We start from the raw sequence: 24525 nt of genomic DNA, 5'->3' as shown, positions 1-24525 counted from the left end.
ACTTACGCCCTTGATCTGATATAAGATCGAAGATGCTGAAGGACCTTGATATCACCCCGGAGGACCCCGCCGAATTGAGGGCGGTGAACCGCCTTCTGGCCGACGAGGTCAAGGCTCTGAGCCTCAAGGTCGAGCAGCTTCAACACCAGTTGCACGGGGCCAATCGGCATCGGTTCGGCTCCAAGTCTGAGGGTCTGGATCAGCTCAATCTCGATCTGCTCGAGGACGCCGAGATTGTTGAGGCCGCTGAAGACCAGGCAAAACAGCCCGCCCCGTCGCAGGAGGGAGTTGATCCAAAGCCGAAGCGCAAACACAGCCGCAAGCCCTTGCCGGATCATCTGGATCGGGAAGACGAGGAGCTCTCTCCCGGTGATGAATGCGGTCGTTGTGGTGGCAACTTGCGCACCCTGGGTGAGGATGTCACCGAAGAGTTGGAATACGTGCCGGGACGCTTCAAGGTGAAGCGGATCATCCGGCCCCGCAAAGCCTGTTCATGGTGCGAGGCGATTGTGCAAGCGCCGCTGCCATCGCGCCCCATTGAGCGTGGGCGGCCCGGACCGGGATTGTTGGCCCATGTTCTGGTAAGCAAATATGCCGATCATTTACCCCTCTATCGCCTGAGCCAGATCTTTGCCCGTGAAGGCGTCGATCTGGACCGCTCGACCATGGCCGACTGGGTTGGTCGCTCGACGGCCCTGCTGGAACCTCTTGCCGATGCCATCGGACGGATGGTGCGGCAAGGACCTGCGCTTTTTGCCGACGATACGCCCATCAAAATGCTGGCCCCCGGCAACAAGAAGACCAAAACGGCGCGGGTCTGGACCTATGTGCGGGATGAGCGTGCCTGGTCTGGCCAATCGCCACCCTGTGCATGGTATCAGTTCACGGTGGATCGCAAAGGAGAGCATCCCGTTGCTCATTTGTCGGGATACAAGGGCTGGGTCCATGCGGATGGATATTCCGGGTTCAACGGTGTGTTCGGTGACGACAAAGCCGATGAGATGGCCTGCATGGCGCATGTACGACGCAAGTTCGTGGATGTCTTCTCCTCGCAGGGCAGCGCCATTGCCGAAGAAGTCATCCGCCGGATTGCTGAGCTTTACGCTATCGAGAAAGAGATCAGGGGCATGCCCCCCGAAGACCGCGCTACCATCCGGCAGGCTAGGGCAAAACCGATCTTTGACGCCTTGGAAGAATGGTTGCAGACGCAATTGCCCAAAATCTCGGGAAAGTCACCACTCGCGCAGGCCATCCGCTATGCCTTGGGCCGAATGCCGAAAGCACGCCCATACCTTGAGCTCGGCCATCTGGAATTGGATAACAACACCGCCGAGCGCGCCGTTAAACCCGTCGCCATCGGACGCAAAAATTGGATGTTCTCAGGCTCCCAAGGCGGCGGCAAAGCCATGGCTATCGCTTATACCCTGATCGAAACGGCCAAGCTCAACGGTGTTGACCCTCAGGCCTGGCTGACCTGGGTCCTCGGTCAAGTCGCCGACCACAAAATCACACGCCTCGACGAACTTCTGCCCTGGCGTTACGCTGCTCAGGCAGCGTAACAGGCCGCATCGGTGTCGCGCCAGAGCGCCTTCGCCGGACGGTCACCGATAGCGAGCCTTTGGGAGTGTCTGATCGACGTTAGGACCAGAGAGTGATGAGTGGTTTTGGCTTGGGTGGCGGTGCCTCGGGAAGAATGATCTCAACTCCGGCCGGCAACACCAGCCCGCGGTTTGCCAGTCCCCGATTTGCCTCAAGGATCAATTCAGTCGTTCCTTGATGGCGGCCATAGAATTTCCAAGCGATGTGGTCGACAGTATCCCCGTCCGACGTGATGTAGCGGGTTTTACCGTCTGGACCGGTATGGAATCTGGATGTCATTCTGATCACTCTGGTCCGTCACCAAGAAGACCACTCCCTACCAAGGTTGGGCCGGTTGGCTCTGGTGTAGGGACGGGTGCGGTAGATGCACTGCCTGTCACTTTCGGCTGTTCGCCCAGGCCTTTCTTCGCGCCTCCAGTCGGGGCTTCACACTCGATTTCAGTGGTGTAAGCGGATGATCCGGAAAAGGTATGAACGACGCGGACCGCATGCCATTTTCCATAAACACCGTATCCCAATCCGGAAACCTCGACCTCGGCGCCGGCCATCGCGAACGGATCTCCGTTAATTGTGAAACGCGCAGACCCCTCTGAACGTGTAATTTCACGTGCTTTTGACCTGGCAGCCCGCCTCGCCTCTTCCTCTGTTTGGAATGGGTGACGGATGTGGAACGTCGGCCCTTCTTCACTGGCAGCAGAAGACTGGAACTTGTGCTCGACCTTGTTACGATCAAACCAGGAGGCCTCGACTTTCGAGAACTTTGGCTTGTCGACTTCCGACGCTGAAAAACTGATCAAGTTCACGCCCAACGCCACATTGATCGCAGGGATTTTCTTGCCCGTAACGGACTCGCCAGAGGCCTTGTCGTTGATCACCATATGCCCGTCCTTGATGCTGACACCGGCATCCAGCTTTTCCTTGAGACGGGTGGCAAAGGCGATATCGTTTTCTTCCGATTGAGCCTCGTAGTCGTTCGGCTCGTTGTCGATACGGTCCGCAATCGCAGGTGACCAACCATTACGGGAAGCTATCTCGCGAAAGATATCCCCGTATGTCGGGTAGTCTTTATTGGGATACGCCTTGGTTCGCTGTTCTTTGACTGCAGATTTGGCGTCGATGGTCTGGGCTGAGATGGAAATCGTGACGGGAAACCCATTCACCGAACGCTGATCAATGCGGAACTTCCCAAATTTCCGTGGCTCGCCCTGCTCTTCCCACCCAGCTTCAATATAGACTTCTGCCCCCGTCTCCGGACGTTGCAGGATCATGTTCGGATCAGTGATGTCGATCTGCGCTGTATCTGCGTGGCTATCTAGCTGATCCGTTATCGTGAGGGTGAGACCCAAGTCCTTGAGCTTTTTAGTTACGTTCTCACCATTCACCTTGATCAGATAATACGGCTTCATCAGAACAGCCCTGTTCTGAGTTCGGTGCTGATAGGTCCAGGAACATACCGGGTCAGTCGCAACTGTGTTTCGACTTTGGACGGCATTCCATTGGCATCGAACAGAGTTCGCGTTTCCTGAAGACTGGTGCCGACCCACCTCCCGAGAACTGCGCCGGACAGCATTACTGTCCTCCGTCAGCGCTTAATGGACAAATTGGTTTGATTTCGTAAGGGAGTGATTTTGGCTCATCATTGCTGACTCAGGAGCAAATGATGAGACGAAAGAAGGACCGAGTGACCGACGATGCGGATCGGATCGTAAAAGACATCAAACGCCAGACCCGCCGTCGGTTTTCCGCTGAAGAGAAGATCCGCATAGTGGTTTCTGGTCTTCGAGGCGAAGACAGCATTGCAGAACTTTGCCGCCAGGAAGGTATCGCCCAGAGCCAGTATTATTCCTGGTCCAAGGACTTCATGGAAGCGGGCAAGAAACGGCTTGCTGGGGACGCAGCTCGTGAAGCCAGTTCTGATGAAGTAAAGTCTCTTCGCAAAGAGACGAGGGACTTGAAGGAAGTGGTTGCAGAACAGGCTCTGGAACTTCGCCTTCTCAAAAAAAGCATGATCGGGGATGGGGTCGACGACGAATGAGATATCCCGCCTCCGAGAAACTTGAAATCATTCGACTGGTGGAGCAGTCCCATCTTCCAGTCAGACAGACGCTGGATCGGCTGGGTATTCCAAGGTCAACCTTCTACGTCTGGTATGACAAATATCAAACCGGTGGCATAGATGCCTTGCAGGACACGGCCCCCATGCCTGCACGGGTCTGGAACCGGATCCCCGATGATATCCGCCAACAGGTCATTGATCTGGCCCTGGAAGAACCGGAACTCTCACCTCGGGAGCTGGCTGTCCAGTTTACGGACACAAAGCAGTACTTCGTGTCTGAGGCCAGTGTTTACCGGTTGCTGAAAGCCCATGACCTCATCACCAATCCGGCCTTTATCGTGGTCAAGGCAGCTGACGAGTTCAAGAACAAGACCACAGCGCCCAATGAGCTGTGGCAGACAGACTTCACCTATCTGAAGGTTATTGGCTGGGGTTGGTTTTACCTGTCAACAATCCTTGATGATTACAGCCGCTATGTCATCGCGTGGAAGCTGTGTACGACGATGTTGGCCAGTGATGTCACGGATACGTTGGAACTGGCCTTACAGGCTTCAGGCTGTAATCAGGCCAGTGTCCGCCACCGGCCAAGACTGTTGTCGGACAATGGGTCAAGTTACTTCGCCGGTGAGCTGGCCGACTGGCTCGACGACAAAGGCATGGACCATGTGCGTGGAGCCCCATACCACCCCCAAACGCAGGGCAAGATCGAAAGATGGCATCAGACCTTGAAAAACCGGATCCTTCTGGAGAACTACTTCCTGCCCGATGACCTCAAAGCCCAAATAAGCAAGTTCATCAGCCACTACAATCATCACCGATATCACGAGAGCTTGAAGAACCTCACACCCGCTGACGTCTACTTCGGGCGCGGCGAACAAATCCTGCGCAAACGAGAAAGGATCAAACAAAGCACCATCGAACAACGCCGCTTGCAACACCGCAAACAGGCCGCCTAATATCGACAAACAGATGAGCCAGATACTCCCTTAAACAAAACTCATATCTGCCCAAAAATCCCTGACGATGGACACCTCTTGGGTCCACGGGCTCCCATGCGTGGTGACAGGGCGCATCGGTGAAGGTGTCCAACAGGCGCACATCCGTTACGTCGATCATGAAGCCGACAAACCCCTGACCGGCATGGGACGCAAACCGGATGATCGGTACTCGTTACCGCTGTGGTGGGAACAACACCAGCGTCAGCACTCCATGAATGAACGGGAGTTTTGGGAACGGGAGGGAAAGAACCCGCTCTTGATCTGCGCTCGGCTTCAAGAGCTGTTCCCAGATACGCATGCAGCGACAATTTTCATTCTCGCGCAAATCGATCCGAAGTGGAGAAGACGATGAACGCACATGACCCCAACATGAAAACCGAAAAATCCGGATTCCCCAAAAGCGATAGTCGTTTCGGACGTGCGGATTACAATCTGGCTCCGGGACAACCCGCGCGAAAACCGGCGCCCGAAATCCGAAAAGTGATGTCGGACTTTTTGGATCAACAAGAGACCGCACTTAAAGAGGCAACAGGCCAGCTCGAAGTTAAACATGCCGAACTAGCTTCGCTCACTGCAGATATCTCTGATCTGACCACAAAACAAAGCGAGGCGAAACAGCAAGTCACCGCCCTGCGCGCCGCCCTCTCCGCGCTCTACAGCGACCAATCAACCGACTGAACAGGCAGGTAGACCAATGACTACAAGGAAACCCAACCCAGTAGACACCTATGTCGGTATTCGCGTCAGACAGCGCCGACAGGCATTGAACATGAGTCAAGAAACCTTGGCCGACAAGCTGGGAACATCGTTCCAGCAACTCCAGAAATACGAAAATGGCACCAATCGCATTAGCGCCGGACGCCTTCATGCCATTGCATCCGCACTCGGTGCAACACCTGGCCATTTCTACGAAGGTCTTCCGGATGCACCGGAGGAAGTCGAGACCGATCTTGACGTTCAGAAGCTCCTGACCATTCCCGGCGCCACAGACCTGTTGATGACTTTCTCCAGATGCACTGGCAATGCACAGCGCAGTCTCGTCAACGTAGCGGAGGCTGCGGCAACGACCGCTTGACCTTCGAAGAATCCCCCTGCCCACGACCGCTAAACCATGGACAGGGGCGCAACGGCCGCAAGCGGCCATCACCAACCTAAGTCGATATTATCTGGATGTTGGCAGGCTATTTCTTCGCCGCGCGCATGCCAGCCTGGGGCACCATTCTCGTTGCCATCGCCTTCGAGCTTCTGGCGCTCTGGGTGATCCGGGACAATTTGACCCTCAACGTCATCATGCTGGTCTACCCAATCGAGGCGATTAAGGTCTGGCAGGGCGGGTGATTAACCGTTTAACGCCAGATGTCTTACTGGCGCTCGTTCAGATAAGCACGTGACCAGCTCTCAAGTTCGTCCAGAATCGGCTTCAACGTTTCGCCGTGTTGGCTGAGGCCGTACTCCACGCGAGGTGGAATTTCCGGATAAACTGTGCGTGTGATTATGCCATGGTCTTCCAGCTCACGAAGCTGTTTGGTGAGCATACGCTGGGAAATGCCAGGGATTGTTCGTTGAAGAGCGTTGAACCGCATGGTTTTGCGGCAAATACACCATAGAATCATGCCCTTCCACTTCCCGCCGATCATGCCTAGAATTGTTTCTGTTGGGCAGAAAAGAGGATCATTTTCGGTAGTGGTCACCTAAGCTGCTTCTCCAATAGTTACTGTTTTGTATGTATAGGCCAAAATGTTGCGTACTTGTCAAAAAGTTATGTGAAAATTAGCTCTTCCCTATCTCAAACATAGGGAGTTCATTTATGACCAACACGCAGTCAGTTTTCAAAAAAACATCCATCAACGGATATTTCCCAAGTAACTGTGTGTTGCGACGAGGTTGACCGTTTTCACGGACGTTTGCAACTCTGACGGCAGCGTTGTCGGGGCGATTATCGATTTTGACGGTTACGTAAGCGCGGTTTTTGAGCTTTTCGTGGACTTTATCCCGTTTGGGCTGCGACAAGACACAGCTGTGGAGCCGCATTTGTGTTGGTTTCGTTGTTTGGAGCGTCATGCAGGCCTCGGCGGGGGCTTGAGGGCGCGGATTGCGGCGAGGATTCGTCCGAAGACGTAGCCTGATACAGCCACCTCTGCCAGTTGGAACGTGATTTTGCGCGCATGGCGTACGACCTTTGCCCCGATTTTGATGAGGCGGCTCTGGATACTTGTCAGCGACCAGTCGGCGACCTCTTCCGGGAGGTCTAGCCCTTGCAGGAAGACACCAAGGTTATACGCCAATGCGTGAAGCTGAAGCCGGACCTCATTGTCACAGAACCGCTTGCAGGACAGGCGGGTCCAAGTGATGGCGTTCTTGCCTTCTTTGATGTGCTGTTCGGCTGTGCCGCGCTGATTGTAGAAGCGGATGATCCATTCCGGCTCCATCGGCAAGTTGGTGACGACAAAACCCACGCGAGGGAATAGATCACCGGGATACCATTCGATCTTGGCAACCACCTGACGGGGCTTGCTCCATGAAGCAGCCTGATACTCAAAAACCTCATAGAAGCGCTTGATCTTTGTCTTTGAGGGACGTCCCACGGGGCGGGTCAGCTGATGGCTGATCTTCTCTTCCAGCACAGCGTTCTTTTTGAGGCGGATGGCGTAGCGGTACCCTTCAGCCTCTAAAGTCTCGTAAAGTTCCGGAATGGCAAAGCGGCATCAGCGCGAAAGAAGCGCATGATGTCGCGCTCTGCATAGCGCGCAATGACGGGTATCAGAAGAGCCTTCCAGTCATCCGCGCTGTGGACGCTGCCATTGCGCAGGGCACAGCGTTCCAAGTGGCCAAACTGATTGAAGATGAACAATGGGTGATAGCAGTTGCAGCCGAAATGCCCGTTCCATGCGGTTCCCTCCTGAGCGCCATGGGTGGGGCTGACAGAGCTATCCATGTCCAAGGTGATGTAGTTCAGTCCTTGGCGACCATGCACCGCATCAATCCATTGACCGGGCATATCGGCCAAGGCTTCCCTGTTGGCGGCAGTCGCGAGCACCTCAGTCTCAAAGCGGCCCATCTGGGAGGAGGATGCCGCCTGAGTGTCAACGGCACGGCCCCCGATAATCTGGCGCATTACCGGGTCACGCGACAGACGCACGGCATCATTCACATCTTCATAGCCCGCAAGGCGACCAAATATCGATTGGCGCAGCAGGCCCATCAAGGTGTGAACGCCATTCTTACCTTTGCGGGTATCCCGAAGGAACCGAACCGCTTTGCCGAAAAGGCCAAGGGCGTCATCAAGCTCCCGGTAAAGCAGAAGACCGCCATCAGAACTGATCTTTGAACCGTGGAATTCCAACCGCACCCGAGGGTCAAAATCCAGCCGAAAATCGCTCTCAGAACCCGCACCCGTTGGGTGTGCCATTTTTCAGCCCTCCGTCATCAAGTAACACGCTGTAATATAAAGAGAAAAATAGGATAGAAGAAGCTAAATCAGCTGACTACTTGGGAAATCCGGGATAAGGAAGCTAACATGCTTGGGAAATTGAAACAAAGGCTCTAAGGATCGATGAACCGGTTCAAGGGCAAGACGGACTTTCTGGAAGCGGTATGTGCAGCAGCCGCACTTGTCGCCGCCGCCGATGGCGAGATTGAGGACATTAAGGACGACCCGGATATGGCCGAGACGGTTTATCTGACAGCGCTCGACATCTCCGAGAGCGACGGCCAGATCGAGCCTGAAGAAAAGGCGGTCCTTGAGAAGATCGCCGCCAAGCTCGGCTTGAACCCGGCGAACTACGACGTCTGATCGTGTTCTCTTTCCTCATTTTGATCAGTGGCATCGCGCTTGGTTGGTACCTGCGCGGTGCGGCGGGAAAGGCCAACCCGATCAACTACATCAAAGGCCTGTTTTCAGGAAAGGACGGGGCGCAATAGCGCCCTGCCACCTCAACGAAAGACGCAGGAAAGGATCCAACATGAAAGATTTCGGGATCGGAGCGATTGTAGCCGCGATCGGCATAGCATGTCTCGGACTTGTTGTCGGCGGTGGTTGGTACTCATACAAAACCGTGCAGGTCTGGGGTGCCGAGATGAGCGGCAAGGCTATCCTCGCAGAGGCAGAATTCAGCAAACAGGCTGGGGTTAAAGAGGCGCAAGCAAAAGCAGATGCGGCCTCGCTTGAGGGGCAGGCCGAACTGACCCGTGCCGAGTTTGCTGCAAAAGCAAATGCTGCACTGACTGAAGGACTGGGCGGCCCGGAAGCGTACCTTCGCTACCTCTACATTCGCATGCTTGAGGAACAAAGAGCGTCAAAACAGGTGATTTATCTTCCAACAGAAGCAGGTATGCCAATCCTCGAAGCTGGACGTCTCGGCAAATAAGCACCCGCCCAAAGGTCAACGAGATGGCTGGATGACGTTAGCAGGTGCCAAGACGGCCAATAAATGTCCAGTGAACCTGCCCTGTCGACTAGAGACTAGTCGGCCCTAACGCCGGGGTTACGAGCGTGACAGCCCGGAGAGACGGGCAACCTGAGAAATTTGCGGGCTGCTGTGTCGCGGACATTTAGCCCACGCCCAATCCGAAAATAACCGCCTTTGGAATGGTGAGCCAGGGCGACACAGCCGAAGGATTGGGACCGCTGCGACGGACATTTGGGGGCCTGTGCCGGGCCTCAACTTAGCTCGCAGGTAAAGCCCTCCCAAGGCAGGCAAGAAATTTGAGGGGAACGGCCATGAGCAAATCAAGCGAAGATACCACCCGCAGCTATGCGGCAGGAAAAGCCATCATCGATGGCCGGGATCCGAATGAAGCTCCAGAGATAATGATGACGCTGGAGCAGACCGTAGCCGCTGTGCTGCTCCTTCTTTACCCCGACCATAGGATGGCGGCGGCAATGCTCAATGAGGGCCTGCTCGAAGGCGTAGAGCGGCGAATTTCAATGCATCAGGCGAAGCAGTGAGGTCTACCAGATGTTTCAACTCGAAGTGAATGGCAAGGACGTCCGCGGATGGCACTGGATTTGGGGAGCGCCGGTATTGGCCCTGCTCTTGTTCGTATCCTTCGGGTTTTGGCTATGGGGCCTAGTTGCATTTGTGCAGTGGATCGCCGGATAGAAAAAGGCCCCCAATCATGCCCGAACCAACACTCGCAACTCCACACATAAAGCGCTGTGCTGCAGCGCTCCAGAGCGGTTTTTCTACCGTTAATCGTTTCAGGGCGGCGAAGATCATGCTGGAACTAGCAGCAGACCGCGATCGGCTTCGAGAAGAAAACGAGCACCTGAAAAGCTTGCTTCCCTCATCACCTGAAGCGGCAGCAGCGGGCGGCGGCTTTGATCCTTACAACCCGTGACTTAGTAGGACAAAAGATATGAAGCATGACAAATTCTGGATGGTCTGGAACCCGATCGGGCACACACCTACACGTAAGCACCGGTCACGTGAAGATGCCAATCGTGAAGCAACCCGGCTTGCCAAAAAGAATCCTCGGCAGAACTTTTTCGTACTGAAGGCTGTGGGCGGTTTCGCAACTGAGGATACGCCTGTCATTCCGATCAAGATGACCACCGCGAAAGATAACACCCCGTTTTGATCAGAGAGGCCCGACAGATGAAAACCCGTTCCGACAAAGCCGACGCGCTGGACCTGAAGCTTTTCAACCTGTCTCGCGAACTTGAGGAGTTCGCAAAAGAGTATCGCGACCCGCAGGTCGATGAGGCTTCCCGTAAAATCTTCGGAATGAGAACCGTTGTCCGAAAACACATGACCGAAGAACAACGCAACCGCACCAGTTGAGGCCTGCAGATGCCGAACCGGATCAAAAGCTACCGCGAGAAATCAGGCATGACCCTTGAACAACTCGCTGAAAGGACCGGTTCGAGCAAGGCATATATGTGGTCTTTGGAAAACAAGGCCAGTCCGAAACCAACAGTGCAATTGGCTATCAAGCTCGCACGGGCTTTTGGCGTCACGGTTGAACAGCTTTTTGCAGAGACGTGAAGGACCTGATCATTGAACAAACCCGTTCTGGATCCATGCTGCGGTAGTCGAATGTTCTGGTTCGACAAAGCCGATGAAAGAGCAATATTCGGTGACATTAGATCAGAGCGCCATGAGCTTAAGGATGCCTCCAGCAAGGGCGGCTCTCGTCAACTTGTCATCCATCCTGACCTGCAGCTCGATTTCTGTCAGCTGCCCTTTCCGGATGAGCAATTTCACTTAGTCGTCTTTGATCCACCGCACCTCGTCCACAACGGCTCACATAGCTGGCTAGCGAAGAAATATGGGAAGCTTGGCACCGCTTGGCGGGACGATGTCCGGTGTGGGTTTGCAGAGTGTTTTCGGGTGCTGAAACCATTCGGTACTCTAATTTTCAAATGGAGCGAAGCGGACGTGAAAGTGTCTGAACTTCTCATGCTCACCGAAGAAAAACCGCTGATCGGGAACCGGTACGGGAAGAGATCCCAATCGCACTGGTTGGTTTTCATGAAACCCGGCCGGGAGGCCCATTCGGAGTAAGACAATGGCAAAGCGCTGGACCATGGAAGAGGATGAGTTTCTCTTCAATTTCTACTGCACTGCAACTGAGAGGATGATCGCCCTCAATGATCTGGATCGGTCACCATCAGCAATTAGGGCTCGAGTGAAGCTCATGCAAGACTCCGGGGCCTGGCGGGTACTGGAAGAGTGGTCTGAGGCAATGTCAGCGTTTCAGGAACGCTACGACGCCTGTTTCATCAACGCTGCCAAAACGAAAAAGCCTAAACCCAAGCATCTAAAAGTCGTCAATTAGTGAGGCTAGACCGATGTTCCATACCTCAGACTTTATAGCCGCCGCCAAAGTACCGAGGCACCTTCTACCATGGAAGAGTGAAGACCATACCCGAAATGCCAGGCTTCACGATGGACATGCATTCCTATTTGACGCCACCTCCCTCGCTGCCCTGCACTTGGTCGATGATCACGGCTTTAACGGCTACACCATCATGGATGACAGTGACTGGGAAATCCAACGCCATATGGAGGCAATCCGCGCTGCAACAGGCCGCGTCCTGAAAACCGGACTCGGGTTCGGTTGCTTTGTCCGTGCCTGTCTTCAAAAACCGGAAGTCGACCACATCGATGTTGTCGAGATCGACCGCGCGATCATTGACCACTTCGGTGCGGAGTTTGCCAGCAATGACCGAGTTACGATCCATCATGCCGATGCCTTCAAATTCCGTCTCGACGGCAGGCAATGGGATATGGCCTGGCACGACATCTATTGTGACGGGAATGACGGCCTTCAAAGTCTGCACGGCGAACTTCTGATCCGGTACCGCGATCACGTCAAACAGCAAGGTGCATGGCAATTCCCGCGTTGGGCAGCCAGACTTTGGACGCGGTGCTACGGAGAACACCTTGTCGGCTCGCCACGACCATCCCGAACCTCATGCGTGGAGTGACCATCATGAAGCACACAATGGATTGGGATGAGGATACCCCAATCACACTCGAAGAAGCCTGTGAAGTGTTGTTCAGAGGCACCATAAGTCCCGCCACACTGAGGGCAGAGGCGGAACGAGGAAAACTCAGGCTTGAGAAAATTGGTCGGAGATTTTTCACCACGCCTGCTGCTGTTGAGGAGATGAGAAAACAATGCCGCGTCCCAAAAAACCACCCCGTCTCTGGCTCCGCAAAGGAAAAGGTGGAGCCCAGTGGGTCATCCTCGATGGAACAAGATACATCCGCACAGGTTGCCCTGAACTCGCAATTGGAGAAGCTGAAAAAAAGCCCTCCGAATACATCGCGGAAAAATACACACCAAAAGTCAGCGGAGATCCACAAACTACCCAATGCGCGGAAGTAATGTTGTATTACGCCACGCACAGAGTCCCGCAACTTTCCAACCCGAGAAACGAGGCAGACTTCTTGTCTCAGCTCTCCACCTTCTGGGGTGGAAAATTTCTTTCTCAGGTATCGAAGGAAACAAGCAGGGAGTATGCGGCCCTAAGATTGGCGGAAGGTGTGTCCTCTGGAACAGCACGGCGCGAATTGGAAAGCTTCCGATCAGCGGTCAACTATTACGTAGACGAACATCAGATTGCCTTCCGGCCCAAAATAGAGCTACCTGAGAAGGCTCCTCCGCGTGATCGATGGCTGACACGCTCAGAGGCCGCAGCCTTCGTACACGCCGCTCGTAGGCGCGGGAACCATCACTTGGCTCGTTTGATATTGATAGGTCTTTATACTGGCACCCGCACAGGAGCGATCATTAAGATGCGTTGGCTCCAAAGTATCGACGCTGGCTGGTTTGATCTGGAAAATGGCGTGATGTATCGGCGCGGCCAAAACGAACGCCTTACCAACAAGCGGCGACCGTCTGTCAGAATACCCAACAGGCTCCTGCCCCACCTCAAACGTTGGAAAAAGTTGGATGGAATATGCGTCAACGTTATCCATCGGGACGGCTTACCAATAAAATCCGCTCGCAAAGCCTGGGCAAATAGTCGGGATGACGCGAATCTTGGTCCGGACGTTGTCCCGCATGTCCTGCGTCACACCTGCGCGTCCTGGGGAATGCAGAACATTGTGAACAGTTCAGACTTACCAGTCTTGGCAAGTTTCCTCGGAATGTCGCTAAAAGTGTTGATCGATGTCTATGGTCACCACAATCCTGAGCATCAACAAGGCGCTATAAACGCGATTTCTGTGCGACCAGGAGCCAAGATTTAATCAGGTTTCTTGGCAGTATCGTGGCAAGGAACGCTATAACCAAACTTCAACTAGAGGCTAACCTATTGAAAAGAATGGTGGGCGGTGAGAGACTCGAACTCCCGACATCCTCGGTGTAAACGAGGCGCTCTACCAACTGAGCTAACCGCCCCAACGGCGTGGGGAGCCTTGTATGCACATTCGGCTCACGTTGCAAGCGCTATTTGAGAAGTTTTTTGAACAAAATTTGGCTGCCTGTGGATCACTGCCCACGTGACGCAGCGAAGCGCTTGGGCAATCAAAAAACCCCGCACACGAGAAACGCATGCGGGGTTAAATTTTCTGACTGTGGACGCCTGTGGGTTAAGCGTTTACAGCGTCCTTCAGGCCCTTGCCGGCCTTGAACTTCGGCGTCTTGGACGCCGGGATCTGAATCGTTTCGCCTGTGCGCGGGTTACGGCCTTCTGTGGCAGCACGCGCGGAGACACTGAAGTTGCCGAAGCCGATGATGCGAACTTCGTCGCCAGCTTTCAGTGTTTCGGTCACAGCTTCGAAAGTAGCGTCAACAGCTTCACCGGCCTGGGCCTTTGTGAGGCCGGTCTTTTCTGCGACGGCTGCGATCAGATCGTTCTTGTTCATAGCAGATACCTTTCTAAGAAACGGCAGCAAGCCGACGATTCTCGTCAGCGCCGTTGCCGGAAATTCGGGCGAAAACGGCAGGAAAGCAAGCCATATTTGGCAGAAAACCGCCAATCTGGTCGCTTATTCAAAAGAAAAGCCCCGGAAAAACCGGGGCTCGCCTTGTTCTGTGGATTAATGTGTATGTCAGTGGGCTACAAATCCGGCCTGATCTTCATCAGGATTTGCCGGTTTTGTGCTGGATTCTACCGCACTTTCATCCCATTCAATCGGCTCAGGAACGCGCACAAGCGCCGTCTTGAGCACTTCATCCATGCCAGAGACCGGAATGATCTCGATGGAATTTTTCACCGAGTCCGGAATGTCGGCCAGGTCCTTGGCGTTGTCTTCCGGGATCATCACTGTCTTGATACCGCCGCGAAGAGCGGCAAGCAGTTTTTCCTTCAGACCACCAATTGGCAGAATCCGTCCACGGAGCGTGATCTCACCAGTCATCGCCACATCCCGGCGAACCGGAATGCCCGTTAGGGTGGAGATGACGGCTGTTGCCATGCCGATACCAGCTGACGGACCATCCTTTGGAGTTGCCCCTTCTGGAACGTGGACGTGGATATCCTTCTTGTCGAACAACGGTGGTTCGATGCCGAAATCAACCGCGCGAGAGCGAACGTAGGAAGCGGCTGCCGAGATGGACTCCTTCATAACGTCCTTCAGGTTACCAGTGACCGTCATCTTGCCCTTGCCCGGCATCATGACACCTTCAATGGTCAGCAATTCGCCGCCAACTTCGGTCCATGCCAAACCGGTGACAACGCCAACCTGATCTTCCAGTTCCGCTTCGCCATACCGGTAACGCGGAACGCCGAGATACTCCTCGACGATCTCTGGTGTCACCGTAATGGTTTCCTTGTCACTCATCAGGATGTCCTTGACCGCCTTACGGGCCAGGGTTGCCATTTCGCGTTCAAGATTACGCACACCGGCTTCACGGGTGTAACGGCGCACCACGAATTGCAGAGCGTCATCGTCAATGGAGAACTCTCCATCTTTCAGACCGTGATCTTTCTCGGCCTTCGGAATCAGGTGACGACGGCAGATTTCAACCTTCTCTTCTTCCGTGTAGCCGGCAATCCGAATGATTTCCATCCGGTCCATCAGCGGACCTGGAATATTCAGTGTGTTTGCCGTGGTCACGAACATCACATCTGACAAATCGTATTCGACTTCCAGATAGTGATCCATGAAGGACGAGTTTTGTTCCGGATCAAGCACCTCAAGCAACGCCGATGATGGATCACCGCGGAAATCCATACCCATCTTGTCGATCTCGTCGAGCAGGAAGAGCGGATTGGACTTCTTCGCCTTCTTCATCGACTGAATGACCTTACCGGGCATTGAGCCAATGTAAGTGCGGCGGTGACCGCGAATCTCGGCTTCATCACGCACTCCGCCCAAGGACATGCGCACGAATTCACGACCAGTTGCCTTGGCAATGGACTTGCCGAGAGACGTTTTACCGACACCTGGAGGCCCTACAAGGCACAAGATTGGTCCACGCAACTTGTTGGCACGGCTTTGGACCGCGAGATACTCGACGATCCGCTCCTTAACCTTCTCAAGTCCGTAGTGGTCCGTGTCGAGAACCTTTTCGGCCAGAGCCAGATCATGCTTGACCTTGCTCTTCTTGTTCCACGGAATGCCAATCAGCCAGTCGAGGTAGTTGCGCACGACCGTCGCTTCCGCCGACATTGGGCTCATTTGCTTCAGCTTTTTCAGCTCAGCAGCGGCGCGCTCCTTCGCTTCCTTGGAAAGCTTGGTCTTATTGACCTTTTCTTCCAGTTCAGCAATTTCATCCTTACCGTCTTCGCTGTCGCCAAGCTCCTTCTGAATGGCCTTCATTTGCTCATTAAGATAGTACTCGCGCTGGGTTTTCTCCATCTGGCGCTTCACGCGAGAGCGGATACGCTTCTCCACCTGCAGGACGGAGATTTCACTCTCCATCATGCCAAGAACGCGCTCAAGCCGCTCAGACACGGAAACGATGCCAAGGATTTCCTGCTTTTCCGGGATCTTGATCGCCAGATGCGAGGCAATGGTATCGGCCAGTTTCGAATAGTCGTCGATCTGGTTGACGGCGCCTATGACTTCCGGTGAAACTTTCTTGTTCAGTTTCACATAGTTTTCGAACTCGGACACGACAGAGCGCGCCAAGGCCTCAACCTCAACGTCCTCGCCATCCTTTTCCGGAAGCACTGTGGCATATGCTTCGAAATAGTCATCCCGCTCGCCATATTCGCCAATCGTGGCACGCGCACCGCCCTCTACAAGTACCTTGACCGTGTTGTCAGGCAGCTTAAGGAGCTGGAGCACCGTTGCGACGGTACCAACTTCGTAAATGTCATCGGGGCCAGGGTCGTCATCCGCCGCATTCTTCTGGGTAGCGAGCAGAATGTGCTTGTCGTTCGTCATCACCTCTTCAAGCGCGCGAATGGATTTTTCGCGGCCTACGAAAAGCGGAACGATCATGTGTGGGAAGACAACGATATCCCGCAGTGGCAGCACAGGATAGACGGCAGTGCCGTCCTCATCGAAAGCGCGGGTTTGGTCGTCGCTCATTTTTTATCCTTTCTCTGCGTGCCGAAACCCCTTGGCTAAAAGGCAGTCCCGAACACTGGAAAGACGGCGCAACTCGATACTTGCAAGGCCAAACCAGGAAACCCCAAATGGGCATTTACCAGTTTGCTGAGCCGTCTGGTTATCTTATAGGTGGCCCTCTCCTTCCCAAGTGTCAAGGCGCTGAAATCAGAGGGTTTGCAAACTCTGTTGACGACTCGGGACAACCGGGCTTCGCAAGGCGAAGATCGTGAAGAACGTGTGATAAAACGAAAAAATGCCGCCCCATTGGGACGGCATTTTTGACCTTGTTGGATTTCGCGCAAACTCTAAGCGGTGCTTGCGGAACTCTCCTCTCGATCGGTGTAGATGTAGAGCGGCCGTGACTGACCTGCGACAACCTCCGGAGAGATCACCACTTCCTTTACACCCTTGAGGCCCGGAAGTTCGTACATCGTGTCCAGAAGGATTGCTTCGAGGATTGACCGAAGACCACGAGCGCCGGTTTTGCGCTCGATTGCCTTACGAGCAATGGCTCTCAACGCTTCTTCATGGAAGGTCAGTTCGACCTGCTCCATCTCAAACAGACGCTGGTACTGCTTGACCAATGCATTTTTCGGCTCAACCAAGATGGTCACCAGAGCGTCTTCGTCGAGATCTTCCAATGTCGCGATAACCGGCAAGCGGCCCACGAATTCTGGAATCAAACCGAACTTCAGAAGATCTTCCGGTTCCATCACTGAGAAGAGTTCGCCCACACGGCGATCTTCCGGAGCCTGAACATTGGCCTTGAAGCCGATAGATGTCTGCGTTCCACGATCAGCGATAATCTTATCCAGGCCAGCAAAAGCGCCGCCACAGATGAACAGGATGTTAGTCGTATCCACTTGCAGGAACTCCTGCTGCGGATGCTTGCGCCCTCCCTGAGGTGGAACAGAAGCGACCGTGCCTTCCATCAGTTTCAGCAAGGCTTGCTGTACGCCTTCTCCGGACACATCGCGAGTGATCGAAGGATTGTCAGACTTGCGGCTTATCTTGTCGACCTCATCGATGTAGACAATGCCGCGCTGCGCCCGCTCAACATTGTAATCAGAGGCCTGGAGCAGCTTCAGGATGATGTTTTCGACGTCTTCACCGACATATCCAGCTTCGGTCAGGGTCGTTGCATCTGCCATCGTGAACGGCACATCAAGAATGCGCGCCAGCGTTTGAGCCAGCAACGTCTTGCCGCAACCGGTCGGACCTGCGAGCAGAATGTTGGATTTTGCGAGTTCCACATCGTTGTTCTTCGACGAGTGGTTCAGGCGCTTGTAGTGATTGTGGACGGCCACAGACAGGACTTTCTTAGCGCTGCCCTGCCCGATGACATAATCATCAAGGACATCGCGAATTTCCTGAGGAGTGGGAATTCCATCCCGAGACTTCACCAGCGAAGACTTGTTCTCTTCGCGAATGATATCCATGCACAGCTCGACACATTCATCGCAAATGAAAACAGTCGGGCCGGCGATCAGCTTGCGAACCTCATGCTGACTTTTGCCGCAGAAGGAGCAGTAGAGCGTATTCTTGGAATCGCCGCCGCTGGCCTTTGTCATGTATTCAACCCCGCGTTCTTCGGAAAACATCCCAGCTAATCGGGACACTCTCCCTTTTCTCTCCGGATCGGGCCAAATTATGGCTCAATCGGCGATCAATCGCACGCCCGGTAGCGTTCACTCATAACCGCTTCAATGTCACCATGCTTGGCCACTAAAAATCAATATAGGCTTAAAGCGTAGGTGTAAAAGTTGCAATTCCGGGCTTCTCTCTGGATAACGCCCCGATTGCCGGAGCGTAATCCTGTTATTTATACTTAGCTTTCACTGTCAGAATGTAAACTTGCGCGATCTGTTATCACACTGTCCACAATACCGAATTCCTTTGCCTTTTCAGCGGTCATGAAGTTGTCGCGCTCCAGCGCCTCTTCCACTTCATCAAGACTTTGGCCTGTGTGCTTCACATAAATTTCATTGAGCCGACGCTTCATGGCGAGAATTTCCTGAGCATGAAGCATGATGTCAGCTGCCTGACCACGGAAGCCACCTGAAGGCTGGTGAACCATGACTCGCGCATTCGGCAAAGAGAATCGCATGTCTTTCTCACCGCCGGCCAAAAGCAGAGACCCCATGCTGGCAGCCTGACCAATGCAGAGCGTGGACACCGCCGGGCGGATAAACTGCATCGTGTCATAGATGGCAAGCCCAGACGTTACGAGGCCACCAGGTGAGTTGATGTAAATAGCGATTTCCTTGGACGGATTGTCAGCTTCCAGAAACAGAAGCTGCGCGCAGACCAAGGTCGCGACATGGTCTTCGATTGGACCAGTCAGGAAGATGATGCGCTCCTTGAGGAGACGCGAATAGATATCGAAAGACCGCTCGCCCCGATTGGTCTGCTCAACGACCATGGGCACGAGTGTGTTCATGTAGATATCGGCAGGATCTTTCATATCTTATCCATATGCTTTGAGGAGCCACCGGGCCGTTGCAGCCCGAAACGGATGTGCACAGAGCCATTTGCAGATGCAATCAAGAATCGCAAATGACCCCCAAAGTTGAAAAAAGCGACACCCCATACATAAGGGATGCCGCCTTATTCGCAAAGTGTTGACAGATGCGGCGTGAACGCAAGGTTAAAAACCCCGCCGCATCCACAAATTTCCCACTGACTGGCGACGCCTTATGCGTCGTCTTCGTCTTCGGCAACAAGCTTCTCCAGCTCTTCCTTGGTAACCGTCTTGTCGGAAACCTTGGCCAGTTCGAGGATGAAGTCAACGACCTTCTCCTCGTAGATCGGCGCACGCAGAGACGCGAGAGCCTGCTGGTTGTTTTTGTAGAATTCAAACACCTGCTGCTCCTGACCCGGGAACTGGCGAACGCGGTCATAAAGTGCGCGTTGCATTTCCTCGTCAGTGACCTGGATGTTGTTTTTCTCGCCAACTTCAGAAAGCACCAGACCAAGACGAACGCGGCGTTCAGCAATCTTGCGATATTCTTCGCGAGCTGCTTCTTCAGTCGTGTTTTCGTCTTCGAAAGTCTTCTCGTTGCGCTGCATGTCTTCTTCGACCTGCTTCCACACAACCTCAAACTCACTGTCGAGCAGGCGCTGCGGCAGGTCGAATGTGTAGGTTTCATCCAACTTGTCGAGAAGCTGACGCTTTACGCGCTGACGGGTCATCTGGCCGAATTGGCTTTCGATCTGACTGCGAATCACTTCTTTCAGATTGTCGAGTGACTCAAGACCGAGGCCTTTTGCAAACTCATCATCCAGCGTGACTTCACCCGGTGCCGCGATCTCCTTGGCAACGACGTCGAACTGAGCGGTCTTACCTGCAAGGTGAGCAGCCGGGTAGTCTTCCGGGAACGTCACATCGATGGTCTTTTCATCGCCAGCCTTGATGCCAACAAGCTGCTCTTCAAAACCCGGAATGAACTGGCCGGAGCCGAGAACAAGCTGACCGTTTTCGTCAGCACCGCCTTCAAAGGCTTCGCCGTCGATCTTGCCAACGTATGACATGGAGACGCGGTCGCCGTCTTCTGCAGCACCTTCCTTTGTGTCGAACGGCTTGCTGTTTTGGGCGATGTCATTGATGCGCTCATCAACTTCAGCCTCAGCAACCTCAACAACCGGGCGCTCGATTTCGATGCCCGAAAAATCGACAACTTCAAAGTCCGGCAAAATGTCGTAGGACATCTTGAAGGACAGGTCAGCGTCACCAGCCAGGATCTTTTCTGCATCTTCTTCCGGAAGATCAATATCCGGGTTCAGAGCCGGACGCTCCTTACGGTCTTCGATGGCCTTCTGGGTTGTTTCCTGAATCGTGTTGGACAGGATTTCAGCCATGGCCTGACGACCATACATCTTTTTGAGGTGCGCAACTGGCACCTTGCCCGGACGGAAGCCCTTGATCTGGGCCTTGGACTTCATGTCGTCCATATAGGCATCAAGCTTGGAGGCCAGATCGCCGGCCGGGATTTCGATTTTGAGCTCTCGCTTGAGGCCCTCGGCGAGGGTTTCTGTTACCTGCATGGGTTTTGCTTCGTCCTCGGTCATGGAGCCTGAAACTCAGCTCCATCTTCTTGTTGTGAATTCCTTTAGCTGCGCTGGTAGAGACCACCAAAAGGGAAATTGGTCAAATCCGCAGCGCGACGCCCTTCGGCACCGCCAAGGCGCACGATGGGAGCGCGATAAAGGTTGGGGTGCAAAGTGTCAAGTGTTAGCGCGGGGTATGCCGGTTTTCGCTCACCGGTTTCGCGCCTTGCCGCCGTTCAAAGCAAGGATTGATATTATGTCAGGAAATGCAATGGCCTAGACAATTCTCAACCCGCACGCCCTTGCTAGGGTCAGGACTCATAACCAGAAGATGATTGTTGCTGCGAGATAGATTGCGGATCGGAATGTATGAGCGCATCGGTCATAGCGCGTAGCGATGCGCCGCCAGTCTTCCAGCTTGGCAAACAGGTTTTCGACTTTGTATCGGGTTTTGTACGTGGTCTTGCAGTATTCGATTGTTTCTTTTCGATTTTTCTTCGGCGGAATACAGGGTGCAATCTTTTGTTCCGCTAACATCTCGCGGATTTTGTTGCTGTCGTATCCACGATCCCCAATCAGGGTTTCGGCCTTGGGCAGGTCTTTGAGCAAAACATCTGCGCCTTTGAAGTCACTTCGTTGGCCTTCCGTCAGGTGTAGGCGCACAGGTCGCCCAAGATTGTCACACACGGCGTGTAGCTTTGTATTCAAGCCGCCTTTTGTGCGCCCAATCAGCCTCGGCTCGTCGCCCCCTTTTTTAGGCTGGAAGCTGTGCGGTGGGCTTTCAGGTGCGTGGCGTCAATCATTAGGATATTTCCCGACTCGTCCTGCGTCTTGGCCAGTTCTTCGAAGATGCGCTCGAACACACCATTTTCCGACCATCGCTTAAACCGGTTATAGAGCGTCTTGTGCGGCCCGTAATCAGGGGGTGCATCGACCCATTGCAGCCCGTTCTTGATGACATAGATTATCCCGCTCAGAACCTTGCAGTCATCGGCACGGTCAACCCCACGGGGCTTTGGAAAGAACGGTGCAATCTGTTCAACCTGCTCTTGAGTAAGCCAAAATAGATGTGACATGGGCACCCCTCCTCGTTACCATGAATCACAGTAGTGAGCCGAGAGGAACCCTCTTTATCGAACGGCCGCGATGCGGGACAAAGCACCATTTCGCTGCGATCGCACCGATGGAAGCTCTGGTGCAAATCATTACACACGCCAAGACATGTGACCCGGACCAGTTTCAGTCAAGCGGTGGGGGGCGCATCCGGACCGGGCTGGATTTAACGATTGCCGTCTGAGTAGACGCATGCGTCGAGAAGTCTTCCAGTAGCCCATCAAGTTCTGAGATGTCTTTGAGGAGCATCCTCGCAACAAACGCGTCTTCGCCGGTGACTTTGTCGCACTGAACGATGCGATCTGACATGATGATCTTTTCAGCCAGCAGATAAACCTTTCCGGGAAAAGGCTTGAATCGTACTATCGCTTCGAGGGTGTAGCCAAGTTCTATCGGCGACAGCTCTACACCAAACCCTGTAATTACGCCCGTGTCTTCGAGCCGTTTGATGCGATCACGAACAGTAGGTGCAGACACATCAGTCAATGATGCAAGCTCACGCCAGCTCAGCCTCGCGTTGCGGCTCAGCTCTTGAAGGAGTGTTCGGTCCAGTTGATCAAGTATGATTTTCATTACGACAGCCCACTAGCCTTTTTGCTTTCGATTTGGCCAAACTGTTATCGTTTTGCCTCCGGAAGGCAAAGCACTTCGACTATGACGGTGTATAAAATCCGGTTTGGCGCTTCAACTATGGTGCGCAAGGCAGAGGATTTGAGGCATGGCTTGGGCAATATGGCTTTCATACGCGACGATATCAGTGGCCAACATCGTAACACCGGGGCCTGCGAACTTGAACACGCTCAGACGGGCATTGCAGCTTGGTTTTATGCCGGTCCTGCCAACTATCTTTGGTAACGCTTTGGGTCTTGCCGTGGGCGGCATCCTTTGTGCGGGTGGCGTGGCTGCTTTCGTCGTGACGTCAGACGTGCTTTGGACGGTATTTCAATGGCTCGGGGTCGCTTATTTAGGCGGTTTGGGACTCAAACTGATCATAAAGCGTGACCACATAGCCTTCGGGAAGGGACTGATCCAGCAGGTGCCGCCACGGCTTTTGTTCCGGGAGGCATTCTTGCTTGCGGTCACAAACCCCAAAGCCTTGTTGTTCTATCTTGCACTTTTCCCGCAAGTTCTAGACCCATCCCAGCCGCTTTGGTCTCAATCAACTATGCTAGTATTGACCTACTGCGGGCTGTCCATTCTATCGCTTAGTACCTACGCACTGCTGGCAGAAAAAATTCGCGGGCGTTTTCTAACGCAAGCACGTTATGACGTTTTCCGGGTCTGTTCCGGGCTTGTATTGATAGGCTTCGCCTTAAACTTGGCCTCGTAACATCACAAAGTGGTCATTGATGTTTTGTGCAGCATCCGTGACTATGGGCTCATCGTCGACACTTGTCTCTTACCCCATTTTATGGGTCCTGACCCTAGAAGCAGCGTGAGTTTGGCATTGGCCTGTTTCAGATCTTGAATTATACCCTTAGCAGCGGCGTGCCTGTTCTAGTTAAGAACTAGGTCACGACGGATTGACACCACCCTCTAAACAGCTTTTAAATTCTACTATTTCAAATACTTATATTTATTTATTCACATATCACTTTGAATTATTCCGCACCCATTCCAATCGCTGACGACCCGATATGCCCGGGCCGCAATACTGGCCCAGGCATAGTGGTCTAATTTGCTCAATTAACCCACGATCAGCTGCTTTAGCTGGAGCGATTCATACTCAAGCTCTTTCAGTCGGAAATTGACCACATCACCGATTGTCACCATGCCCACGACTGCCTCACCTTCAACGACCGGCATATGGCGGAAGCGGCCGTTCGTCATACGCTGGAGCACGGAGATCAATGCGTCATCGGGCTCACACGTCTGAACACTCTTGGTCATGATGTCTTCGACCTTCTGACCGAGGGTCTGACCAGGGGTATCTGCCAAACGTCGCACAATGTCACGCTCTGACAAAATGCCCGCCAATTTCCCGTCATCACCTTTGACGATCAGCGCACCAATGCCCTTCTCGCGTAGCATAACGACAGCTTCATGGAGCGAGTTGGATGGTGAGATGGAAAAGACATCACCTTGCTTGCCCGCGATAACCTTTTTCACTGTTGCGGTAGTGCTGGTTGTATTTGTCGCTGAGGATTGGCTGCTGGTTCGGGTCTGCTGCTTGTCTTTACGGCTTGGGGCCTGATAAGAGCTTGGCATGTGTTAGGGCTCCTTTTTGTCCAACCTCCTCCGAGGAGATAAAACAGCTTAGCCGAAATATGCCGACCTAAGGAACTCTTGAAATTGGAAGAATTTATGCTGAGCTCAACAACCGCAACGATATTATTCGTTTTGGCCTGCTTTTCAGGCTTTCAATACCGTCGGGTGTGGGTAAAGGAAGGCCCAAGGTGGCAACTTTGGCTATTTGGGAGCGCAGCCGCTCTCTGCCTGGCGCTGGTTGCCTTTATTCCAGTCTCGGCGACATCATAGCCGCCAAGACACTGGATTTCATGAGAAATTCAGAGAATCAGGCGTCTGCTTACATCTGAGCAAGCATCTTGCGAGCACGTGGGCACTGCAAACGATCACGCAGCGGGCTGTTCGGATCAATATCCTTGCTGCAAACCACACATTTGTCCGCATCTGCGATGGCATTTAAACCACCGCAGCTGCCTTTAATGGTCTTGCCGGCGAAGATGACACCAAGTGCCATCCCGACAACAATCAGCAGAATGATACCGAAAGCTAGAACGAACGTCAGCACGCC

Annotated in this window: 32 protein-coding genes, 1 tRNA gene and 2 pseudogenes; 19 read left to right on the top strand and 16 right to left on the bottom strand. The window is 53.7% G+C overall.

Translation table 11 applies throughout. From position 1 onward, the window contains the following. Positions 1-32: 32 nt before the first annotated feature. Entirely contained in the window at positions 33-1559 is a 1527-nt protein-coding gene (locus tag TRICHSKD4_RS03050; protein ID WP_009465942.1) for an IS66 family transposase, read from the top strand. 79 nt (positions 1560-1638) lie between these two features. Here the strand turns inward: TRICHSKD4_RS03050 and TRICHSKD4_RS03045 are convergent, their stop codons facing one another. From TRICHSKD4_RS03045 to TRICHSKD4_RS30135, 3 genes are read right to left on the bottom strand one after another with little or no spacing between them, the layout of a single operon-like run. Beyond that, on the bottom strand, positions 1639-1878 hold the full coding sequence (locus tag TRICHSKD4_RS03045; protein WP_050763322.1) for a tail protein X: 240 nt from the start codon (positions 1876-1878) through the stop codon (positions 1639-1641). A 5-nt stretch (positions 1879-1883) separates the two neighbouring features. Beyond that, a complete protein-coding gene (locus tag TRICHSKD4_RS03040; protein WP_009465940.1) occupies positions 1884-3005 on the bottom strand; it encodes a phage late control D family protein in 1122 nt (373 codons plus the stop codon). Continuing rightward, a complete protein-coding gene (locus TRICHSKD4_RS30135) occupies positions 3005-3169 on the bottom strand; it encodes a phage tail protein (RefSeq protein ID WP_009465939.1) in 165 nt (54 codons plus the stop codon). Before TRICHSKD4_RS30135 ends, TRICHSKD4_RS03040 begins: the two co-directional genes overlap by 1 nt. Before the next feature lie 90 nt (positions 3170-3259). On the opposite strand from TRICHSKD4_RS30135, the gene TRICHSKD4_RS03030 reads away from it, so the two are divergent. The 5 genes and pseudogenes from TRICHSKD4_RS03030 to TRICHSKD4_RS28915 all read left to right on the top strand — a co-directional run. After that, positions 3260-4611, top strand: a protein-coding gene (locus TRICHSKD4_RS03030) for an IS3 family transposase (protein WP_371256671.1) whose coding sequence is annotated in 2 segments (ribosomal slippage) — positions 3260-3595 and positions 3598-4611 — 1350 coding nt in all. Because the reading frame shifts where the segments join, the coding sequence is not laid out codon by codon here. A 100-nt stretch (positions 4612-4711) separates the two neighbouring features. Beyond that, the gene (locus TRICHSKD4_RS03025; protein WP_009465936.1) at positions 4712-5005 is read left to right on the top strand and encodes a hypothetical protein; all 294 of its coding nucleotides are present in this window, start codon (positions 4712-4714) and stop codon (positions 5003-5005) included. A gap of 17 nt (positions 5006-5022) precedes the next feature. Beyond that, entirely contained in the window at positions 5023-5331 is a 309-nt protein-coding gene (locus TRICHSKD4_RS03020) for a hypothetical protein (protein WP_208992984.1), read from the top strand. Between the two features lie 91 nt (positions 5332-5422). Then, positions 5423-5728 carry a helix-turn-helix domain-containing protein gene (locus TRICHSKD4_RS31985; RefSeq protein WP_371256664.1) on the top strand — a complete coding sequence of 102 codons (306 nt, stop codon included), beginning with the start codon at positions 5423-5425 and terminating at the stop codon, positions 5726-5728. A 92-nt stretch (positions 5729-5820) separates the two neighbouring features. After that, positions 5821-5991, top strand: a pseudogene (locus TRICHSKD4_RS28915) (DUF2585 family protein); the annotation flags it as partial. A gap of 23 nt (positions 5992-6014) precedes the next feature. On the opposite strand, the gene TRICHSKD4_RS03010 reads toward TRICHSKD4_RS28915, so the two are convergent. From TRICHSKD4_RS03010 to TRICHSKD4_RS03000, 3 genes and pseudogenes are all read right to left on the bottom strand, one after another. Then, positions 6015-6290, bottom strand: coding sequence for a helix-turn-helix domain-containing protein (locus tag TRICHSKD4_RS03010; RefSeq protein ID WP_139051961.1), 276 nt, complete (start codon positions 6288-6290; stop codon positions 6015-6017). Positions 6291-6423: 133 nt separating this feature from the next. Beyond that, a complete protein-coding gene (locus TRICHSKD4_RS32170; RefSeq protein WP_009465931.1) occupies positions 6424-6714 on the bottom strand; it encodes a hypothetical protein in 291 nt (96 codons plus the stop codon). After that, positions 6711-8062 (bottom strand): annotated as a pseudogene (locus TRICHSKD4_RS03000) (IS1380 family transposase). The gene TRICHSKD4_RS32170 and the pseudogene TRICHSKD4_RS03000 overlap by 4 nt, the downstream one beginning before the upstream one ends. Before the next feature lie 144 nt (positions 8063-8206). Between TRICHSKD4_RS03000 and TRICHSKD4_RS27880 the strand changes: the two are divergent. The 12 genes from TRICHSKD4_RS27880 (at position 8207) to TRICHSKD4_RS02950 (ending at position 13355) form a co-directional block, all read left to right on the top strand. Next, a complete protein-coding gene (locus TRICHSKD4_RS27880) occupies positions 8207-8446 on the top strand; it encodes a tellurite resistance TerB family protein (protein ID WP_009465928.1) in 240 nt (79 codons plus the stop codon). 2 nt (positions 8447-8448) lie between these two features. Next, positions 8449-8574, top strand: coding sequence for a hypothetical protein (locus tag TRICHSKD4_RS31535; protein ID WP_009465927.1), 126 nt, complete (start codon positions 8449-8451; stop codon positions 8572-8574). A 41-nt stretch (positions 8575-8615) separates the two neighbouring features. Beyond that, positions 8616-9020: a hypothetical protein gene (locus tag TRICHSKD4_RS02990; protein ID WP_009465926.1), complete on the top strand. Its 405-nt coding sequence runs from the start codon at positions 8616-8618 to the stop codon at positions 9018-9020. A gap of 353 nt (positions 9021-9373) precedes the next feature. Next, positions 9374-9601, top strand: a complete 228-nt coding sequence (locus TRICHSKD4_RS02985; RefSeq protein ID WP_009465925.1) for a hypothetical protein — start codon at positions 9374-9376, stop codon at positions 9599-9601. A 170-nt stretch (positions 9602-9771) separates the two neighbouring features. Next, positions 9772-9993: a hypothetical protein gene (locus TRICHSKD4_RS30130; RefSeq protein WP_139051945.1), complete on the top strand. Its 222-nt coding sequence runs from the start codon at positions 9772-9774 to the stop codon at positions 9991-9993. An 18-nt stretch (positions 9994-10011) separates the two neighbouring features. Further along, positions 10012-10233 carry a hypothetical protein gene (locus TRICHSKD4_RS02980; RefSeq protein ID WP_009465922.1) on the top strand — a complete coding sequence of 74 codons (222 nt, stop codon included), beginning with the start codon at positions 10012-10014 and terminating at the stop codon, positions 10231-10233. A gap of 17 nt (positions 10234-10250) precedes the next feature. Next, positions 10251-10436 (top strand): hypothetical protein, encoded by a 186-nt coding sequence (locus TRICHSKD4_RS02975; RefSeq protein WP_009465921.1) that lies wholly within the window; start codon positions 10251-10253, stop codon positions 10434-10436. Positions 10437-10445: 9 nt separating this feature from the next. After that, entirely contained in the window at positions 10446-10640 is a 195-nt protein-coding gene (locus tag TRICHSKD4_RS02970; protein WP_009465920.1) for a helix-turn-helix transcriptional regulator, read from the top strand. Between the two features lie 12 nt (positions 10641-10652). Continuing rightward, entirely contained in the window at positions 10653-11159 is a 507-nt protein-coding gene (locus tag TRICHSKD4_RS02965) for a class I SAM-dependent methyltransferase (RefSeq protein ID WP_040616125.1), read from the top strand. Positions 11160-11163: 4 nt separating this feature from the next. Continuing rightward, positions 11164-11433 carry a hypothetical protein gene (locus TRICHSKD4_RS02960; protein ID WP_009465918.1) on the top strand — a complete coding sequence of 90 codons (270 nt, stop codon included), beginning with the start codon at positions 11164-11166 and terminating at the stop codon, positions 11431-11433. A gap of 13 nt (positions 11434-11446) precedes the next feature. Then, the gene (locus TRICHSKD4_RS28905; protein WP_208992983.1) at positions 11447-12085 is read left to right on the top strand and encodes a hypothetical protein; all 639 of its coding nucleotides are present in this window, start codon (positions 11447-11449) and stop codon (positions 12083-12085) included. A 193-nt stretch (positions 12086-12278) separates the two neighbouring features. Next, the gene (locus TRICHSKD4_RS02950) at positions 12279-13355 is read left to right on the top strand and encodes a site-specific integrase (RefSeq protein ID WP_009465916.1); all 1077 of its coding nucleotides are present in this window, start codon (positions 12279-12281) and stop codon (positions 13353-13355) included. 75 nt (positions 13356-13430) lie between these two features. Here TRICHSKD4_RS02950 and TRICHSKD4_RS02945 read toward each other — a convergent pair. The 8 genes from TRICHSKD4_RS02945 to TRICHSKD4_RS02900 all read right to left on the bottom strand — a co-directional run bounded on the left by TRICHSKD4_RS02945 (position 13431) and on the right by TRICHSKD4_RS02900 (position 22343). After that, positions 13431-13506: transfer RNA gene (locus TRICHSKD4_RS02945), tRNA-Val, on the bottom strand. 191 nt (positions 13507-13697) lie between these two features. Next, positions 13698-13973, bottom strand: a complete 276-nt coding sequence (locus tag TRICHSKD4_RS02940) for an HU family DNA-binding protein (protein ID WP_009465915.1) — start codon at positions 13971-13973, stop codon at positions 13698-13700. Between the two features lie 186 nt (positions 13974-14159). Then, on the bottom strand, positions 14160-16589 hold the full coding sequence (gene lon / locus TRICHSKD4_RS02935; RefSeq protein WP_009465913.1) for an endopeptidase La: 2430 nt from the start codon (positions 16587-16589) through the stop codon (positions 14160-14162). A gap of 326 nt (positions 16590-16915) precedes the next feature. Further along, positions 16916-18181, bottom strand: coding sequence for an ATP-dependent Clp protease ATP-binding subunit ClpX (gene clpX, locus TRICHSKD4_RS02930; RefSeq protein ID WP_040616197.1), 1266 nt, complete (start codon positions 18179-18181; stop codon positions 16916-16918). 257 nt (positions 18182-18438) lie between these two features. Continuing rightward, positions 18439-19074 (bottom strand): ATP-dependent Clp protease proteolytic subunit, encoded by a 636-nt coding sequence (locus tag TRICHSKD4_RS02925; RefSeq protein WP_009465911.1) that lies wholly within the window; start codon positions 19072-19074, stop codon positions 18439-18441. A 230-nt stretch (positions 19075-19304) separates the two neighbouring features. Beyond that, the gene (tig, locus tag TRICHSKD4_RS02920; RefSeq protein WP_040616195.1) at positions 19305-20654 is read right to left on the bottom strand and encodes a trigger factor; all 1350 of its coding nucleotides are present in this window, start codon (positions 20652-20654) and stop codon (positions 19305-19307) included. A 321-nt stretch (positions 20655-20975) separates the two neighbouring features. Then, a protein-coding gene (locus TRICHSKD4_RS28900) for an IS5 family transposase (protein ID WP_371256663.1) occupies positions 20976-21733 on the bottom strand; the annotation gives its coding sequence in 2 pieces (ribosomal slippage) (positions 20976-21392 and positions 21395-21733; 756 coding nt in all). Between the two features lie 163 nt (positions 21734-21896). After that, the gene (locus TRICHSKD4_RS02900; protein WP_009465517.1) at positions 21897-22343 is read right to left on the bottom strand and encodes an Lrp/AsnC family transcriptional regulator; all 447 of its coding nucleotides are present in this window, start codon (positions 22341-22343) and stop codon (positions 21897-21899) included. Positions 22344-22488: 145 nt separating this feature from the next. Between TRICHSKD4_RS02900 and TRICHSKD4_RS02895 the strand changes: the two genes are divergently transcribed. Continuing rightward, entirely contained in the window at positions 22489-23100 is a 612-nt protein-coding gene (locus TRICHSKD4_RS02895; protein WP_009465518.1) for a LysE family translocator, read from the top strand. A gap of 356 nt (positions 23101-23456) precedes the next feature. Here the strand turns inward: TRICHSKD4_RS02895 and TRICHSKD4_RS02890 are convergent, their stop codons facing one another. Both TRICHSKD4_RS02890 and nqrM read right to left on the bottom strand, forming a co-directional pair. Beyond that, positions 23457-23978, bottom strand: coding sequence for a CBS domain-containing protein (locus TRICHSKD4_RS02890; protein WP_009465908.1), 522 nt, complete (start codon positions 23976-23978; stop codon positions 23457-23459). A 319-nt stretch (positions 23979-24297) separates the two neighbouring features. Then, positions 24298-24522 carry a (Na+)-NQR maturation NqrM gene (gene nqrM, locus TRICHSKD4_RS02885; protein ID WP_009465906.1) on the bottom strand — a complete coding sequence of 75 codons (225 nt, stop codon included), beginning with the start codon at positions 24520-24522 and terminating at the stop codon, positions 24298-24300. Between the last annotated feature and the right edge of the window lie 3 nt (positions 24523-24525).

The sequence above is a fragment of the Roseibium sp. TrichSKD4 genome (assembly GCF_000148725.1).
GTDB lineage: Bacteria > Pseudomonadota > Alphaproteobacteria > Rhizobiales > Stappiaceae > Roseibium.
This window is presented reverse-complemented; position numbering and strand designations above follow the sequence as displayed.